16 protein-coding genes are annotated in these 17,221 nt (G+C 34.4%); 7 read left to right on the top strand and 9 right to left on the bottom strand.

Annotated features, from left to right (window positions below; genetic code table 11):
- Window positions 1–159 precede the first annotated feature (159 nt).
- Window positions 160–762, top strand: a complete 603-nt coding sequence (gene grpE, locus MV589_RS09540; RefSeq protein WP_297434282.1) for a nucleotide exchange factor GrpE — start codon at window positions 160–162, stop codon at window positions 760–762.
- 111 nt (window positions 763–873) lie between these two features.
- On the top strand, window positions 874–2,763 hold the full coding sequence (dnaK, locus tag MV589_RS09535; RefSeq protein WP_297434280.1) for a molecular chaperone DnaK: 1,890 nt from the start codon (window positions 874–876) through the stop codon (window positions 2,761–2,763).
- Between the two features lie 34 nt (window positions 2,764–2,797).
- On the opposite strand, the gene MV589_RS09530 is transcribed toward dnaK, so the two are convergent.
- Together MV589_RS09530 and MV589_RS09525 are read right to left on the bottom strand one after the other, a co-directional pair.
- Entirely contained in the window at window positions 2,798–4,372 is a 1,575-nt protein-coding gene (locus MV589_RS09530; protein WP_297434278.1) for an oleate hydratase, read from the bottom strand.
- Between the two features lie 27 nt (window positions 4,373–4,399).
- Complete coding sequence (locus tag MV589_RS09525) at window positions 4,400–4,981, bottom strand: nitrous oxide reductase accessory protein NosL (protein WP_297434276.1); 582 nt, start codon at window positions 4,979–4,981, stop codon at window positions 4,400–4,402.
- 63 nt (window positions 4,982–5,044) lie between these two features.
- Here MV589_RS09525 and MV589_RS09520 point away from each other — a divergent pair, with 63 nt between their 5' ends.
- The 5 genes from MV589_RS09520 to MV589_RS09500 are packed head-to-tail and all read left to right on the top strand — an operon-like array spanning window position 5,045 to window position 9,496.
- Entirely contained in the window at window positions 5,045–5,539 is a 495-nt protein-coding gene (locus MV589_RS09520) for a redoxin domain-containing protein (protein WP_297434274.1), read from the top strand.
- The gene (locus MV589_RS09515) at window positions 5,540–6,442 is read left to right on the top strand and encodes a vWA domain-containing protein (protein ID WP_297434272.1); all 903 of its coding nucleotides are present in this window, start codon (window positions 5,540–5,542) and stop codon (window positions 6,440–6,442) included. It abuts the gene before it with no gap.
- Entirely contained in the window at window positions 6,443–7,984 is a 1,542-nt protein-coding gene (locus MV589_RS09510; RefSeq protein ID WP_297434270.1) for a vWA domain-containing protein, read from the top strand.
- Window positions 7,965–9,128: a hypothetical protein gene (locus MV589_RS09505; RefSeq protein ID WP_297434268.1), complete on the top strand. Its 1,164-nt coding sequence runs from the start codon at window positions 7,965–7,967 to the stop codon at window positions 9,126–9,128. The genes MV589_RS09510 and MV589_RS09505 overlap by 20 nt, the downstream gene beginning before the upstream one ends.
- Complete coding sequence (locus MV589_RS09500) at window positions 9,128–9,496, top strand: c-type cytochrome (RefSeq protein WP_297434266.1); 369 nt, start codon at window positions 9,128–9,130, stop codon at window positions 9,494–9,496. Before MV589_RS09505 ends, MV589_RS09500 begins: the two co-directional genes overlap by 1 nt.
- Here MV589_RS09500 and MV589_RS09495 read toward each other — a convergent pair whose 3' ends face one another.
- The 7 genes from MV589_RS09495 to MV589_RS09465 all read right to left on the bottom strand — a co-directional run bounded on the left by MV589_RS09495 (window position 9,497) and on the right by MV589_RS09465 (window position 17,083).
- Window positions 9,497–9,958: a hypothetical protein gene (locus MV589_RS09495; RefSeq protein WP_297434264.1), complete on the bottom strand. Its 462-nt coding sequence runs from the start codon at window positions 9,956–9,958 to the stop codon at window positions 9,497–9,499.
- A gap of 12 nt (window positions 9,959–9,970) precedes the next feature.
- Window positions 9,971–10,396 carry an RNA-binding protein gene (locus MV589_RS09490; RefSeq protein WP_297434262.1) on the bottom strand — a complete coding sequence of 142 codons (426 nt, stop codon included), beginning with the start codon at window positions 10,394–10,396 and terminating at the stop codon, window positions 9,971–9,973.
- Window positions 10,396–11,496 (bottom strand): 4Fe-4S dicluster domain-containing protein, encoded by a 1,101-nt coding sequence (locus MV589_RS09485; protein WP_297434260.1) that lies wholly within the window; start codon window positions 11,494–11,496, stop codon window positions 10,396–10,398. The genes MV589_RS09490 and MV589_RS09485 overlap by 1 nt, the downstream gene beginning before the upstream one ends.
- Window positions 11,493–12,143 carry a TorD/DmsD family molecular chaperone gene (locus MV589_RS09480; protein WP_297434258.1) on the bottom strand — a complete coding sequence of 217 codons (651 nt, stop codon included), beginning with the start codon at window positions 12,141–12,143 and terminating at the stop codon, window positions 11,493–11,495. Before MV589_RS09480 ends, MV589_RS09485 begins: the two co-directional genes overlap by 4 nt.
- 80 nt (window positions 12,144–12,223) lie before the next feature.
- Complete coding sequence (locus tag MV589_RS09475) at window positions 12,224–15,511, bottom strand: molybdopterin-dependent oxidoreductase (RefSeq protein ID WP_297434257.1); 3,288 nt, start codon at window positions 15,509–15,511, stop codon at window positions 12,224–12,226.
- A gap of 13 nt (window positions 15,512–15,524) precedes the next feature.
- Window positions 15,525–16,448, bottom strand: coding sequence for an NrfD/PsrC family molybdoenzyme membrane anchor subunit (gene nrfD / locus MV589_RS09470; RefSeq protein ID WP_297434255.1), 924 nt, complete (start codon window positions 16,446–16,448; stop codon window positions 15,525–15,527).
- Window positions 16,445–17,083: a 4Fe-4S dicluster domain-containing protein gene (locus MV589_RS09465; protein ID WP_297434253.1), complete on the bottom strand. Its 639-nt coding sequence runs from the start codon at window positions 17,081–17,083 to the stop codon at window positions 16,445–16,447. Before MV589_RS09465 ends, nrfD begins: the two co-directional genes overlap by 4 nt.
- Between the last annotated feature and the right edge of the window lie 138 nt (window positions 17,084–17,221).

The following is a 17,221-nucleotide window of genomic DNA, read 5'->3' as shown; positions in this document are numbered from 1 at the left end:
ATGTACTCTCCAACTAAGTATCTGACTATTATTACATAATGATACAAAAATATACTTCATATTCTTTTTAAATTTACAATTAAATTACACTTGATATAGATAGGCTCAACTAGATTAATCAATATTTATTAACTACTACTTGACATTGTTACACTCAATATGTATAATACGCTTATCTTACCAAAAAAGGAGCAAGAGAATATTATGTCTGATAAAAATATAGAAAACGAAAATCTTCAAGAAAATGAAGATATTGAAAACTCTAACGCATCCGAGGAAGAGACTCAAACAGAGACTACTCCAGAAGATGAATTTGAACTTTTAAACAAAGAATTAACAGAGTTAAAAGATAAATATGCGCGTGTTCATGCTGATTTTGATAATATCAAAAAGAGATTAGAGCGTGAAAAATACACAGCAGTTGAATATGCAAATGAAAAATTTGCAAAAGATATGATTCCCGTAGTGGATTCACTTGAAATGGCACTACAATCTGCAAATGCAGATGCAGAGCCCCAAGAGCTTATTGAAAAACTTAAAGAGGGTATTGAACTTACTTTAAAACAATTTACAACTGCACTTGAAAAACATGGAGTAACCATGGTATCTCATGATGAACCATTTGATCCAAATATTCATAATGCTGTACAAAGTGTAGATCATGATGAAATCAAGAGTGGAGAGATTGTCCAAACTTTCCAACGCGGTTATAAATACAAAAATAGACCACTTCGTGAAGCAATGGTGGTTGTTGCAAATTAATTCGCAACAATGCAACATAAGTTGCAAAACTAATTTTTAATACAGTATATACTTTCACTGTTTTAAAAATAAATATATATAAATAAGAAACTTAAATTAAAGGATAATAAAATGAGCAAAGTAATAGGAATAGATTTAGGAACAACAAACTCATGTGTAGCAGTTTATGAAGGTGGTGAAGCGAAAATCATCCCAAATGCGGAAGGTAAAAATACAACTCCATCAGTAGTTGCGTTTACAGATAAAGGCGAAGTTTTAGTAGGTGATCCTGCAAAACGTCAAGCTATTACAAACCCTGCAAAAACAATTTCATCAGTTAAGAGAATTATGGGTCTTATGATGAATGAAGAGAATGCAAAACTTGCACAAGACAAAGTAACATACAAAATTGTTGATAAAGATGGTATGGCTGCTGTTGATGTTGCAGGAAAAGTATATACTCCTCAAGAAATTTCAGCAAAAATTCTTACAAAACTAAAAGAAGATGCTGAGAGTTATTTAGGTTCTAAAGTTACTGACGCTGTTATTACAGTTCCAGCATACTTCAATGATTCACAAAGAAAAGCAACAAAAGACGCTGGTACTATTGCTGGTCTTAATGTTCTTCGTATTATCAATGAGCCTACTGCATCTGCATTAGCTTATGGACTTGAAAACAAAAGTGAAGAGAATGTACTTGTATATGACCTTGGTGGTGGAACATTTGATGTTACAACACTTGAAATTTCTGATGGTACATTTGAAGTTCTTTCAACTGATGGTAATGCATTCTTAGGTGGAGATGATTTTGATAATAAAATCGTTGACTGGTTAGCTGAAGAGTTCAAAGGAAGTCATGGAATTGATCTTAAAAATGATAAAATGGCACTACAACGTCTAAAAGATGCTGCTGAAAATGCTAAAAAAGAGCTTTCAAGTGCAACTGAAACTGAAATTAACTTGCCATTTATCACTATGACAGAAGCAGGACCACAACATTTAGTTGTAAAACTTACTCGTGCTAAATTTGAGGGTATGATTGATTCTCTTGTAGCTGAAACTATGAGTCACATTGATACTGCAATGAAAGATGCAGACCTTAATAAGGGTGACATCAAAGAAATTATTATGGTTGGTGGTTCAACTCGTGTTCCTGTTGTTCAATCAAAAGTATCAGAGTACTTTGGTGGAAAAGAGTTAAATAAAAGTGTAAATCCTGATGAAGTTGTTGCAGCTGGTGCAGCTATTCAAGGTGGTGTTTTACGTGGTGATGTAAAAGATGTTCTTTTACTTGATGTTACTCCACTTTCACTTGGAATTGAAACTCTCGGTGGTGTCGCAACGAAAGTAATTGAGAAAGGAACAACAATTCCTGTAAAAAAATCTCAAGTTTTCTCAACAGCAGAAGACAATCAACCAGCCGTTAGTATTAACGTTGTACAAGGTGAAAGAGAGTTCGCAAAAGACAACAAATCTTTAGGTCTTTTTGAACTTACAGACATCCCAGCTGCACCACGTGGTGTGCCTCAAATTGAAGTTACATTCGACATCGATGCAAATGGTATCTTAACTGTATCTGCACAAGACAAAGGTACAGGTAAAGAGCAAAAAATTACAATCTCTGGATCTTCAGGACTAAGTGAAGAAGAGATTAACAAAATGGTTCAAGATGCTGAAGCACACAAAGCTGAAGATGAGAAACGCAAAGCGCTTGTAGAGCTTAAAAACCAAGCAGATGCACTTATTGCTCAAACTGAGAAATCTATGACAGAGATGGGTGATAAACTTGAAGCTGATGAAAAAGCGAAAATTGAAGCTGCTATTAATGACTTAAAAGAAGTTCTCAAAGATGAAAATGCTACAAAAGAGCAAATCGAAGAGAAAGTAAAAGCATTAACTGAAGCAAGCCACAAAATGGCTGAGCAAATGTACAAACAAGAACAAGGCGGTGAAGCTGCTGGTTCTGCAGATGCTACAAAGAAAAAAGATGACGACGATGTTATCGATGCAGAGATAGAGTAATACACTCTATCTCCACCCTCCCCTTATAATTTATCTATCTACTTAAGGCTTTCATAGCTGCTATTAAATATTTTGGATTATGAATAGAGTCATACACTGGTATTACCTCTTTATCAGTATCAAAATGTCCATAAACTGCCATTTGTGCTGTTCTCACAGAGTACTCAACCGTAAAAACACAATCTTTTTCTACCTCAGCAAACTGTCCTAAAAATGCAAAATTTGTAGCACCTTTTGGAATGACATCAGGTCTATCACCAAGTTTTCTAGGCATAAAAAGACTATCGATAAAAGGCATAGAAACAGGAAGACAATTAATTTTACCTGCCTTTGTAATTGGCTGCATCATCTCTTGAATTTTAAGATGATAATAGAGCTCTTCTAAAATCTCCTCTCCATTACACTCTGACATAGTTTTATTGACATAGTTCCCTTTTCTATCTGGATAGAGTGCATAACCCCAAAATATTTTCACACTATCACTCTGATTTGGAAAATGTGGCTGATGGGCAATAACTATAGACATAAGCCAATTTGAATCTGTCATAGTAACCAAACCACCCGTGCCATCAACATTTCCGGTAAAATCTTGCATATAATCATGAAAAGTAGAATCTTTGAGAGTTACCGTAAATGAGTACCATTTTTGTAAATCAACATTATCACAAAAAGGGCTGGGATTTCCAAAAATCTCATGTTTTTTAGCTAACCTTTTCCATAACTTCCACGAACCAGACTCATCAACACCTTTAAGTTTTGGTACTTCACTCCATGAACCAACATCTGTACTCTCTGTAATTGAACCATTAGTAATAAAGACATAATCATCTTTAGCTAACACTATCTCATCTCCATTTTTAAGATGAATTACTGTTGCCGTATGCTTATCTGCTGATAAATTAAAGTCAATATCTACAACCTCTCTTCCCATTTCAAAATGCACACCTCTAGCTTCAAGGTATCTACGTAGAGGTCGAATAACAGAGTCATACTGATTGTACTTTGTTCTTAGTATTCCACCAATTTTATAAAGTCCATCGACAAGATGTATAAAACGTTTCATATAACGCCGCATCTCTGCGACCGAACTCCATTTTTGAAATGCAAACATAGTTGACCAGATATACCAGTAGTTTGTATCAAAAAACTCTTGATCAAACCAATCTTCTATACGTAGATTATTTAAAGTAATTTCAGGTACAAAAGTAAGTTCCACAAGTTTTGCCTGCTCTTTAAAAGAGAGTCCATAAGAGGATAGATCAACTTTTTTGGCATCTTTAAGGAGTCTTGCCTTTGCATTTGAGACATACTTTTTATTAAAAGCGAAAGACTCCTCTTTGACTGAAACTGTTTCATCTTCAAGAGAGGGAATATTTGAGAGTAAATCCCAGTAACACTCATAGTGAGCTTCGTGCATTCTTCCACCACGGACTAAAAAGCCATCTTCTTCATTTCCAGAGCCATCACAAGCACCACCAGCAATATTGTCTTTTTCCAAGATATAGATGTTCTTTCCTAAAACACCAGTATCTTTTTCTAAATATACAGCACTAGCTAATGCGGCTATACCACTTCCTATAAGATAAACTTTTGAACTATTTTCCTGCATTTTTATCTCCTAAAAATTGAGTTTAAATTACTTGAAATCCTTTTTTGCAAGCTGCCAAGCAGAATAAAAGTCCACTATATCTCCACCGTTTTTTGCTTGAAATTTTTTCGCATCTGCTAGCGATTTAAAAGCATACTTGCTTACATGGCTCATAGTACCATGCTTTTTACTTCCTACCACATAGTATGCTTCTTGCACAGGAATAAATTTTAACGATGAGACATCAACAACTTTAGGGTTTTGTAGTTCAGCGCCATGGCGTAAATCGTTGGTTAAGCAGTGTAGTGAGCAATATTGACGTACGGTACCATTACTATCTGTTGCTGCATGATTTGTTTTATAAAACATCACTAAATTCATTCCACAAACAGCACAATGCTCTTTTGCTTTGCCCTTTTGTAATAAAATTGCATCTTTTTTGGCTACAGTTTGGAACATCTGATGTTGTTTTACTTTTACCTTCTTTACACTTTTTACCTTTTTTACCTTTTTTACACTTTTTACATTCTTTACACTTTTCACGCTCTTTTTAACTTGTGGAGTATTCTGTAAAGTTGCACATCCAGAGAGTAAAAATATTGATAATGATATAAATAGGAGTTTTAGCACTTTTTTTCCTTTGTTTTTAGCTATTTTATCAGTTTATTATTACAGAAGTGTTAATCTAAGGATATGAAAAAGATTATGCATTATGCAAAAGAGATAATATTCTTAATTGTAACAGTAACAATTATGACAAATATAATGAGTCTCTACAAAAGTCAGAGTTTGACACATACACCACTTAATATTCGTTCCATTGAATTAATTGATGGCTCTGTATATAAGGTAAAATCAGATAAACCCCTTTTAGTTCACTTCTGGGCTACTTGGTGTCCTGTATGTAAATTAGAGGCTTCAAATATTGTTTTTTTATCGAAACATTTTGAAGTATTGACCATAGCCGTTAAATCAGGAGATGATGCAAAAGTTCGTCACTTCTTACAAGAGCACAACTATAATTTCAAAGTATTTAACGACCCAAACGCAGCCCTTGCTTCTAAGTTTCACATCACTGGTTTTCCTACTACTTTTATCTACAATAAAGAGCATAAACTTGCATTTAGTGATGTTGGATACAGCTCCACGCTTACACTCTATCTTAAAATGTTATGGGCAGGTAGATAATTGCATAATTTTGAATTCCAACACCCCACAGCGTTTATACTTTTAGCACTTATCATTTGTATCTATAAATGTCCCCTAAGTATTAAAAAAATAGTTTTTCCCCATACCTCACTTTTTCGACAACACGGAGGCTGGATTAACAAAGAGAAGCTACTTTACTCTTTGATTTTAACCCTTTTAGTCACTGCCCTTGCCTCTCCTGTCTCTTATGACTCCAAAGATGCACAACAACGTAAGGGTCGTGACCTTGTTTTTGCACTAGATACCAGCGGTTCAATGAATGAAAGCGGCTACTCTTCCAAAGAGAGCGATGCAAGTAAATTCACGATTTTAGAAAATCTTATGAAAAGTTTTGTGCAAAAACGATTTGATGATAATGTCGGTGTAGTTGTCTTTGGTTCTTATGCTTTTAGTCCCGTACCAATTACCTATGATATGCATTCACTCTCTTATATGCTTGATTTTTTAGAGGTTGGCATGGCTGGAAGTTCTACTGCCATAGGTGATGGTCTCGCCCGTTCACTCGATATGCTGCAAAAATCTCATGCAAAAAACAGGGTCATTATTCTTGTCACAGATGGGTATCAAAACAGTGGAGAGACAAAAATAAAAGATGCTGTAATAAGGGCAAAAAAACTTCATGTAAAAATATACACCATTGGTCTTGGAAAAAAAAATGAGTATGATAAAAAACTCCTTGAAAAAATAGCAAAAGATACAAATGGTGTCTCATTTAGTGCAACAAACGCAGATGAATTAAAAGATGTATATAAAGAGCTGAATACGCTTGAACCTAGTGCTATACGCTCTGAGCACTATCTCAACAAAAAGGTGCTTTTCACCTATCCTCTCGCATTTGCAATTTTACTTCTTTTATATATGCTTGCAAAAAGGAGAACTTAAATGGCACTTCTTAATGCGTGGGTTTTATTTGGACTTATTCCTCTATATCTTATTTACAAAAAAGAGATACACCCTCATAAGCAAAAGAAACTACTCTACCTAAGCTTGGTTTTTATGTTTTTTGCAATGGCAAGACCAGCCTATGAAAATGCTTATGTAGAGCAAAACTTCAATTCACATGATTATATAATAGCAATCGATGCTTCCTACTCTATGCAGGCAAAAGACTTAAAACCCAGCCGATATAAACTTGCAAAATTAGCTATTAAAAAACTCATAAAAGAGCATCCCCAAGATAGATTTACGCTCTTTGCGTTTACATCATCTACACTACTTATCTCCCCTCCTACGACCGATACAGAGATAAGTATAATGGCACTGGATGCATTAAATCCAAAGTATATTCTCACAAAAAGCACCAATCTAAAAAATCTTTTTAAAACAGTAGCAAAACTTCCTATAAAACAAAAAAATCTTATTATATTTAGTGATGGGGGCGATGAGCACTCGATTGAGACTCTTGTAAAAATTGCTAAAAACTCTAGCATTATTCCCTATATTGTTGCTACTGCTACACAAAAAGGAGCAGCACTTAAAAAGGGTACTAAATACATAAAAGACAGCCATGATTCTATTGTTATTTCAAGAATAAACCCTATGTTAATTGATTTATCTAATGAAACAGGTGGAAAATACTATGAGCTAAGTAGCCTCAATGACATAGATAAACTCTCAAGTGATTTACAAACGCAGCAGACAAAAAAAGAGCAGATTCAAGTAAAAACATATAAAGAACTTTTTTATATTCCTCTGCTTATAGCTATTGTTTTATATATATCTTCTATTACAAGAATTGCGCAGAGATTTTTAGTTTTCTTGCCATTATTTCTTTTCATTCCAAATCAAAGTAGAGCAAATTTACTAGATTTTCACTATTTGAAGAGTGCAAATCAATCCTATAAAGAACATAAATATAACAATGCTGCCACTGCGTTTAAAAAGGTTTCGCCCTCACCAAAAAGTTACTATAACATAGCTACATCCTACTATAAAGAGGGTGCATATAAAAAAGCAGTGAGTTACTATATGCAAATAAAAAGTAGAGACAAAGAACTCAAACAAAAACTCTTTTATAATCTTGGAAACTGTGCTGTAAAACTAAAAGAGTATGATAGAGCTAAAAAGTACTATATATATGCGCTTGCATTAGGTGAAGATAAAGACGCACTTTATAATCTTACACTGCTTAGAAAGTTACCCCTTAAAAGTGCAAAAGATGTCTCAAAAATGCTGCCAAAAAATCAGCAAACAGCAAAAAAGAATAGTTCTAAGAAATCCTCAAATAAAAAAAAGAGTAGTGGTAAAAAGGGTTCAAACAGATCAGGAAACAGCCAATCTAATGGCAGCGGAGCGAATAAGAAAACCAAACGAAACAAATCTATAAAGAGCACAAGTAAGAAACAAAAAGGTGCTTATAAATTCACATATAAAGCTTATGAAAAAATCAACAAAGGATATACAGATGAAAAAGAACCTTGGTAGAGTACTCTTTACACTCATTCTATTTTTTATATCTGCACATGCACAAAATTTAGCCGAATATAAATTATTGGCAAATAAAAAATCTGCTTATGTGAAAGAGGCGATAGTAATCACATTTACAGCCACACAACTCAATCATACAGACAATATGATGTTTTCACTGCATCCTAAAAAAAGCAATGATTTTAAAATCATTTTACTCAATAAAAAAATTGATGATAAAGATCACCATAGTTCACATACAGTTTTTACTTACCTTCTTTTTCCTCTTAAAGCAAAAGAGATAGCTCTCAATTTTGACTTTACTATTCGCACAGCAAGTGACAATGCAGTAGCACAAAGCTATGTAGATGACCATGACGGCAGTGTTGGCATTCAAACAAAAGACACAAAAGTAGCAATTGAACCCCTACAGATAAAAGTAAAAAAACTAGCAAAAAGTATAGATTTGGTTGGAGATTTCAAACTCAAAAAAAAGTTACAAAACAGTGCGATCAACCAATACGAATCAACAAATATAGTCTATACTTTGAGTGGCACAGGTTATGATAATAAAAATATTCATCCTATCAAAAAGATAAAAAATGTAACTGTATTTTCTGAAGTAAATGACATTTATACCAAACTGACACAAGATGGATATAAGATAAAAAGAGAATACATTTATGCATTAAGTGCAAAAAACAACTTTACCATACCAAAGATTACCCTGCAAGCCTACTCTCCAAAAAGAGGAATATACTATACATTAACAATACCAAAGCAGATAATTACAGTTACAAAAATAGAGACATCTAGCCTTTTAGATAAAGAAGAGTCACCCAAAGATAAGCCTTCCATAGACTTTGAAAGGTTCAAACAATTTTTAATCTATTTAATGATTTTTATAAGTGGTTACATTACTGCATTAAACACACCAAAGAAGATAAAGAAAAAACTTACATTTCAAAAACATGATGCTTTGCAAAAAGCAAAAACAGCAAAAGAGTTACTTGCCATACTTACAAATAGTTATGACCTGCAAGAAATGCATGATGAGATTAGAGTGTTAGAAGAGCTTGTTTATAAAGAGAATAAAAGTATTAGTTTTAAGAAAATAAAAGCAGAAATAATTGAAAAATTGAAGAATAAAAGGATTTACTAATGAAACTTCTCATCTTAGGCACATGCCTCACCCTGACTACTCATCTGCTCTATGCTTCCGAATCTGCATACGAGCAGGGCAGAGATCTCTATTTTCAAAATGGTTGCGCTAACTGTCATGGAACAAACGCAGAAGGAAGTAGTTACTATCCAAAATTGGCAAATAAGAAGAAAAAATATCTAACAGATAAATTAGAAAACTTCAAAAAGGGAATTGCAAATACCCAAAAGCAAGAGATAATGTTTACCTTTGCTCAAACACTTACACAAAAAGACATTATTAATATCACGAGTTACCTTGCAAACTTTAAAAAAGATAACTCAGATAAATATGATGTAGAAGAGGATTTACTCGGAGTTGATTACTAATTATTCAGTAAAAAACTCTTTATAAACTTTTTCAAAATAGCGTTTTGACTTTTCAGCTTTTTCAATTTTAACATCAAAAATCTCTTTTGATGCAGGGTATTTTTCACTATACTCTTTATACATATCACATTTCATATCCATGTTCGTAGAGAACTGCTCTATAACAGCTCTAAAATCATCAGGTGTAGCAACCCATTGCATAAAGTTTTTAAACATTCTCTCTCTTACATCAATAGCAAAAGATTCATCAAGCCCTTGGGCCATTCTTTTTAAATCCCAGCGAGAAAAATAAATACCACTTTTAGCTGGTGGCATAATTTCAGCATAAATAGCTCTTAAGTAGTCGGGGTAATCTTCTGGAGTATCCATATCACAACTATCATCTTCACAGGACTGGTTCATAGCCTGTCTCTGCATCTGCTCAAATTCACCTCTTAACTCATTTAAATCTTTCATATCCATAATTTTATTCCTCTATTTTATAAATTGTTCGTATATCTCTTTTGCTAAAGCATCACCACTAAGCGCACCATTTTTTTCCAAATATGTACCTATAAGTTTTTCACCATCACGCAGTACAAAATCACACTTGTTATAAACCTGAACAAACTCATCTGCTTCATCTAAAAGTTCAACAGCTTTTTCTTGGTACTCCTGTGCAATATAAGCACCATTTACATGAGATTTTTTCATATTAGAAAGTGTAAAATAAAAATCATCTTCACGTATATTCATCGGTATCATCATAGCGTCTACATTATCTGCTTTTACAAGTTTATTTAACAAAACAAAAAGGCGATTTGGACTTGCATGTTCTGCAATAAGACCATATAACTTTGTCTCTATTTTGATTTCATCATTTAGATTCATTGTATCAATATTTTGCATATTTTCACTCATTATTTAATTCCCCACAGTTCTTTGGCTTCATCTTCTTCTATCTGACATCTACGACAAAGCATTTCACCACCATGATAGGCAAAGAAATTGCCACATTCATCACAGCGTTTTATATCAAAACGGACTAAAGTTTCAACCTTTGGCTCAAAAAAGTTTGAGAGTGCAAAAGTTTTTCTTAGTGTTAGCGAATCTGGCTCACAAACATCATGACAACTATGACACTGCACGCAAGAGAGTGGATTAAAATTAATCACAGAACCTCTACCATCTGAACTTAATGCACCAGTAGGACAAATTCTGTAACACATCTGACAATTCGTACAACTGCTCTCATCTAAATCTTTTTGAGAAATAAAACTAATATCTTCTATGGAAATAGTATGAAAAGTCTCAGGCACCTCTGCTCTTTTCATCGCCATAAGCAGTAAACTTCTTCTATCTGGAAGATTTTTTTGCTTAATTTTAACAATATCAGCACTCGTCACTTCATGCGTTTTTAATGTAGTATCCGTTGATTCCACTTCATTTTCAAACTGTTGTTTTATACTGACAGCTTTTTTCAAGCCATCTTTTGAGAGTAACTTTCTTCTGCTTAGGGTATCTGTTTGAACTATCTCTTCTTTAATGTCCAACTCTTTTAAAGCAATAAAAGAATTTTGTTCCATCGCTTCTAAAAGAAAATTAACCTCTTCAACTCGCTCTTGAATAATTGGTAAATTTTTTGCAGCAATAGGACACTCTTTACAAGCACCAATATCCGCAGTAATACTTTGAGGCGATATAAGTGCCATACTTAACAACTCTTCAACGCTTAATGCAGCGATACAAGGAAGTTCATTTTTACATGTTATAACATCCAAGTCATTTTCTAAAAAGTTAAAAACATAATTAATAGGCTTAAAGTCATCCAACTCATAAGCAGCAGTAGGACAAACAGCATCACACCCACCACATCCAACACATTCACTTGGGACAAAGGAGATAACACCTTCATCTATTTTAATAGTTTCAACGGGACATACTGTAACACATTTATCACATATAGCAAATTTGTTTGAAGTATGTACACATTTTGAAATGTCTAAAGTTAGTAAACTCATGCTATGTATTTATACTCTTTTTCTTTTAATGCACTAAGGTACTCAAAATCACTTAAAATAAATTCTAAAGTAAAATCAGCCAAATCAAAATAAAATGCTGTTCCTGCCTCATTTTTTACATTTAAGAGATACATAGGCATCCACTCTACAATATGATCTTTCATAAAGCCATATTGAAGCTGTGCAAGTTGTTTAGCAATCTCTATGTCATTCTCTTCAAGCGCTTTCATCTCTGCTCTGCAAAGTTCGTACATAAATTCTAACTCAATTCCAATGTGATCTGCTGACATAACACGAGCTTTATCAAGTTCTACTTTAAATTCAAAAGCATTGAAAATTGCCTGTACAGGGTTATCTCCACCTGTTTCCATCATCTGATCTTCTCGAGTATAAAATGATTCATATGGAATGAGATGTAGTAAAAAAAGATTAGTAAAATCAACATTGAGATATCTCTCAATTAACTCTTTTCTATCAAATTTATCTCTTTTTTTCCATGTTTTATATGTTGGAAAAAAAGATAAGATATTCTCATCCTCTTCTATTGATTTTAATAAGCCTTCATCAACTTCACTCATTGTAAGTCTTGAAAGTAGTGCATATATATTTATACGAGCAATTTGTTGTTGTTTTAAATCATTATTCATAAATAATGTACCTTTATGGGAAGTTTCTATATTTGAAAATTATATTAAAGCACCACTTGAAGTGGGCTTTAATCTAGAATTTACACATCTTTAATGTTAAATTCATAAGCTTTTTGGCTTGGTTTAACCGGACGCTTAATAAAGTAAGGACGACGTAATTTATCTGACGCTGTCAATGGACGAGTCAGTTGATCTCTCCACGCCTTATACACCTTAAAGTTGTTTTCATAATTTACATGAATATCACCAATTTTATCATCATTTCCAGCTTTAGAAAGAATGACTTTTTGATGCCAACCATGATTACCAGCAATTGGGTCTGGATGACAAGGAGCTACAGCATTTTGCCATGCACCACTTAGTCCATTCCACCAGATATCATCTAGGTCTCTGTTGTACTCTTTAAACTGCCATGCTTCATGAGGATGAATACCCTCAGTAGTCGTCATAGTTCCAATTTTACCATCATTTGTCATAGAAACTTTTGGTGAACCTAAACTCATTACACCTAATGTATGTTCAAATCCTGGAATTTTCACAGCATCTTTAAGTTTCCAACGACCAGCATGGTGTGAACACGCAAGCACACCTGGACGAGTAGCCTCAGTAGGTACTGCCATAGCGATGAAATAACCACTCTGAATACCAGAGAGTGTATCTTCAATTTGTACTTTCACCGCATCACCACGCTTAATACCAAGCTTTTGGGCATCTTTTGTGTAAATCCAAATTGGATTATGATTTTGTGAAATCTCCATAAGATGTTTCGAGTTTACTGAACGAGTATGAATGTTGTACGGCAGACGATATATCGTATTTAATGCAAATTCATTATCACCTTTCATATGTTTATGATGAACTTGAGTTACAAGATGCACCATTTTATCATTTTCAGCTTTATTTCTAGGATAAATAGGAATAGCATACTCTGGCCATTTCCATTCAGTTAACCACTCAGAGAAGAATTCAAGTTTTCTACTTAATGTATGAAAACCGCCTAATACTTCTTTATCTTGTATAATACCTATAGATTTCATAAATTTACCATCTTGAACCCATAATGCACCAAACTGATCTTTTTCAACTTCATTTTTTTCATATTTATGACCATGCGCGTAAACATAATCACCCTCAATTTTAAGTTCTTCTTCTTGAGGTTTATATACATTAGTTTTTTCAGTCCAACAACCATGATCTCTAATGTAAGAATATACAGGGTACTCTTCGCCTTTATACATTTTCTTCGCAGTTTCATTCAATCTAGGAAGTAATGAAAGTGCAGCATCAAAATACTCTGGTACAGTTACACAGCGAGATGGGTCTTTTTTACTTGCCCAGTAGTCTCTAATACCTAAAGAACCATCAGGATCTACATAATGGAAAATTAGATTTGGCCAAAATTCACTCTCTTCCCAAACTTCACCAAGACCAAACTTTGTATGTGCTTCTAGTGTAGCACGAGTTGGATCTTTTGGTTTCCATCCAGATTTTTCAGCAGCAACACGAAGAACTGCTTGACGGAATTCAATACGCTGTTCTGGCTTCGATGGAGTTGACTGTTGGTCATTTCTCTCACCGGCAAGTCCAACTGGAAGTACATAGTCACAGTACCAGTTAGTCTCAGACCATGTTGGAGATAAGTTAAATGTTAATTCAAATTTATCTTCACGTTTAAGCGCTTCCATCCATCTAAAACCATCTGGATTAATCCATAATGGATTGTGCATTCTTGGGATATATACAGAAATAGCCTTAGGAATCTTAAGACCACGTTTTGTCCATTTTGCATGCCAGTTGTCATCCATCATAATCTGAGGTAACATAAAGCCCATTTCATATGTTGAAATCGGATACTCTGGTGGCCAAGCCAACTCATTCCATGCATCAGTTTTTGCAGGGTGTTTTCCAGCTACTGTAGCTTTATCACCTTTACCTGCAACAGAAATTTCATGCCAATGGTGCATACCTACACCACCAATATCTCCACGCATTGCTCCAACAAAAGCAAGAGGTAAGAAACCTGCACGAGTATTCATCCAACCACCACGGTGACCGATCGCTCCTGCACGCCATAGATATGAAGCTATTTTAGCACCAGCTGGAACAAAAAGTTCCCAAAGTTGGTCAAGTTTATACTCCATACCTTCAAGTTTACACTCTTTAACAACAAATTCTTTTGTATATGGAGAATAAAGCTCTTGTGCTAACTCAATAAATGACTCATAAGAGTCATCTTTTGGCATTTTAGAGATATAGCCATAACTAATCATCTTTTTAAGATAATCTTTATTTGCCATCAATCTATCCCAGTTGAGCCACTCTTTTACATATTTATGATCTACTATATCTGAACCGTCTTTTTTCTTTTCATTTAAAATACGATTTGCAAGATAAAGATAAAGAGCTGCTTCAGTTCCTGGCCAAGTTGGTATCCAAAGGTCAGCCATACCAGCAGAGTTACTCATTCTAGGGTCAATAACAACCATTTTAGCACCACGTTTTCTTGCATCAGCAATTAAACCTGCTGATTGTTGGAAGTAGTGACCAGCATCTGCTGCATGAGATGATTGTAAGAAAATAAGATCTGCATTTCCCCAATCTGGTGAATTTCTATCATCATTTGCCCATTGAATAGTACCTTGACGAGCACCTGCAGAACAGATATTTGTATGTGAGTTGTAACCATCAATTCCTAAACTTTGAGGAACACGGGGACCAAAACCATTTTCATTTGGACGACCAACATGATACATTATTTGTTTTTTAGAAACTTCATCACCTTTAGCAAGTGTATCGTGCATTTTCTTACCAATGACAGCCATTGCTTCATCCCAAGTTACACGAACCCATTTACCTTCACCACGCTTAGAACCCGGAGCACGCTTAATTGGAAATGGAATACGATCTGGATCATACATCTGAGATGTTACAGCGTACCCTTTTGCACAGTTTCTACCACGAGAACCGGTATGAAGTGGATTACCCATATATTTACGTACAGTAAGCACTCCCTTATCAAAATCGTTCTTGTTTACCCATGCAGTAAGACCACAACCAGCTTCACAGTTTGAACAAACTGTAGGAACGATTGTATAGTCATTTACTTGAATACCATCTGGATTTTCAGCCGAACGAACACCATGTCGTTCAATACCACCACGCTTCCAATCTGTTCCATCAAGCTCTTTAAAACTATCCCACTCTTTTTGATCAGGATAAAATGAAAGTGTATCAGGAGTATTTGTAAACTTACTATCCGTTACAGATTCTGCAGCAGCATCAGTTGTAAATACACCCTTTGCAATAGCTACGCCAGCAACGCTAAACGCAGCACCTTTTAAAAATGTTCTTCTACTTTGTAAATACATTTATACTTTCTCCTTAACTCAACGATAATAATTGTGGAATAACAAGCCAAACATGTTTTATTACCCACAGACCAACGATTGCTAACATCGATGCAAGATTTAAAAGATTACTACTATTACTAACACGTGCAAGTGCTACAAGTAACATAGGTAAAATATAAGCTACCCATTGTCCAATCCAGAACATAGTCGCATAATCACCATCACCTTTTATATTTGACAAGATAGCAATAACTTCTTCTGATTTCATTCCACCGAAGATATACTCTGACATATAGATAATAAATGCCATCAAAGCACTAAGCCCTAAAATAGCTCCAAAAAACTGTCTTGTCTTATCACTAAGTTTAGAACCACCAAGTAAGATCATAGCCGCAGAACCACTTAATGTTGCTGCTAAAATCATCTGTACTGATTCTGTTGACATTTGCCATAACTCACGAGCAGTAGCTTCTGCCATAATACCTGCAGTATATAGTGTTACAGGAATAGCAAGCAGTGTTACCCAAAAAAGGAGTTTATCAAAGAAGCCTGTAGAATTTTTTGTTAATAAACATTTATCTTTTCTAAGCATTACTACAATCATAAGAGATTCAAGTCCAACAAAAACTGTTGCCATCCATGCACCAACTGTAATAGCTGAAGTCCAATGAGGATAGAAAAATATATGCCACATTCTAAATGGTTGGTGTAAATCAGCCAATGTAAAGAGTAAGAAAACATTCATCATAATAAATGAAACAATTAATGTTGGAGTTCTTAAACCTTTCATCTCATCGGGATTCTTTTTCATTAATAAGAAAAGCATAAATACTAAACCAGTACCAATACTTTTCGCCCACATATTCATTGTAACAAACCAGCCCCAAAATATGTCTGGTAATGGTACGTCCAAAGTTACTACTGCTTGTGTTGCAGCTATTGATTCATGTATCATTCGTGGTGCCCTCCTAATGGAAGATGTGTTATTTTATTAAATAAGCTAAATCCCTCTACTCTTTCTGATGCAAGAGGATTCAGATTAACTTGACTTGCTCCAACATAGAAATGGTGAGGATTTGTTCCCTTCTCTGGTTTACGAACCTGAACATCTCTATGATCTTGAATATACATAGATATATTTGAAGTAGGATCTTCTAAATCACCAAAAATATTTGCTTCAACAGGACAAGCAACAACACAAGCTGGCATCATAGATGAAGCAACACGGTGCGCACAATATGTACACTTGTCAGCAGTTTGCGTTTCAGGATCTATATAGATTGCTCCATATGGACAAGCCATAACACAACCAGCACAACCAATACATCTTTCGCTGTCAATGTTTACAATTCCATTATCAATATAATGAAGAGCAGACACCGGACAAATTCGCTCACACGGAGCATTTTCACAGTGATTACATCTTAGAGGTGTAAACGTTCTCTTTGTTTCAGGGAAAGCTCCCACATCCACATATTTGACACGAAGTCTCCATGTACTTAGTGGAACTTCATTTTCCACTTTACATGCGATCTCACAACCTTTACATCCCATACAAAGATGTAAATCAACTAGGAAACCTAATTGCATATATTCTCCTTTGGCCAATCACAGCTTAATTAAGATTTATAACTACGATTTATTGTTATTAAAAGAAGTTCTTATCAATCATAATAAAAACTTATTTTACTGTCTAAATAGTATCTAACTTAACTTAAAGTTTATATA

It is taken from the genome of Sulfurimonas sp., assembly GCF_026991475.1.
In the GTDB taxonomy this organism is placed as follows: domain Bacteria; phylum Campylobacterota; class Campylobacteria; order Campylobacterales; family Sulfurimonadaceae; genus Sulfurimonas.
The sequence above is the reverse complement of the archived record's forward strand: the minus strand, read 5'-3'. Positions and strand labels throughout refer to the sequence as shown.

Coding starts and splice junctions, on each gene's coding strand:
- MV589_RS09490 (WP_297434262.1), bottom strand. CDS start 10,396: ATGAGTGAAAATATGCAAAATATTGATACAATGAATCTAAATGATGAA.
- MV589_RS09485 (WP_297434260.1), bottom strand. CDS start 11,496: ATGAGTTTACTAACTTTAGACATTTCAAAATGTGTACATACTTCAAAC.
- MV589_RS09505 (WP_297434268.1), top strand. CDS start 7,965: ATGAAAAAGAACCTTGGTAGAGTACTCTTTACACTCATTCTATTTTTT.
- dnaK (WP_297434280.1), top strand. CDS start 874: ATGAGCAAAGTAATAGGAATAGATTTAGGAACAACAAACTCATGTGTA.
- grpE (WP_297434282.1), top strand. CDS start 160: ATGTATAATACGCTTATCTTACCAAAAAAGGAGCAAGAGAATATTATG.
- MV589_RS09480 (WP_297434258.1), bottom strand. CDS start 12,143: ATGAATAATGATTTAAAACAACAACAAATTGCTCGTATAAATATATAT.
- MV589_RS09520 (WP_297434274.1), top strand. CDS start 5,045: ATGAAAAAGATTATGCATTATGCAAAAGAGATAATATTCTTAATTGTA.
- MV589_RS09495 (WP_297434264.1), bottom strand. CDS start 9,958: ATGGATATGAAAGATTTAAATGAGTTAAGAGGTGAATTTGAGCAGATG.
- nrfD (WP_297434255.1), bottom strand. CDS start 16,448: ATGATACATGAATCAATAGCTGCAACACAAGCAGTAGTAACTTTGGAC.
- MV589_RS09530 (WP_297434278.1), bottom strand. CDS start 4,372: ATGCAGGAAAATAGTTCAAAAGTTTATCTTATAGGAAGTGGTATAGCC.
- MV589_RS09465 (WP_297434253.1), bottom strand. CDS start 17,083: ATGCAATTAGGTTTCCTAGTTGATTTACATCTTTGTATGGGATGTAAA.
- MV589_RS09475 (WP_297434257.1), bottom strand. CDS start 15,511: ATGTATTTACAAAGTAGAAGAACATTTTTAAAAGGTGCTGCGTTTAGC.
- MV589_RS09510 (WP_297434270.1), top strand. CDS start 6,443: ATGGCACTTCTTAATGCGTGGGTTTTATTTGGACTTATTCCTCTATAT.
- MV589_RS09500 (WP_297434266.1), top strand. CDS start 9,128: ATGAAACTTCTCATCTTAGGCACATGCCTCACCCTGACTACTCATCTG.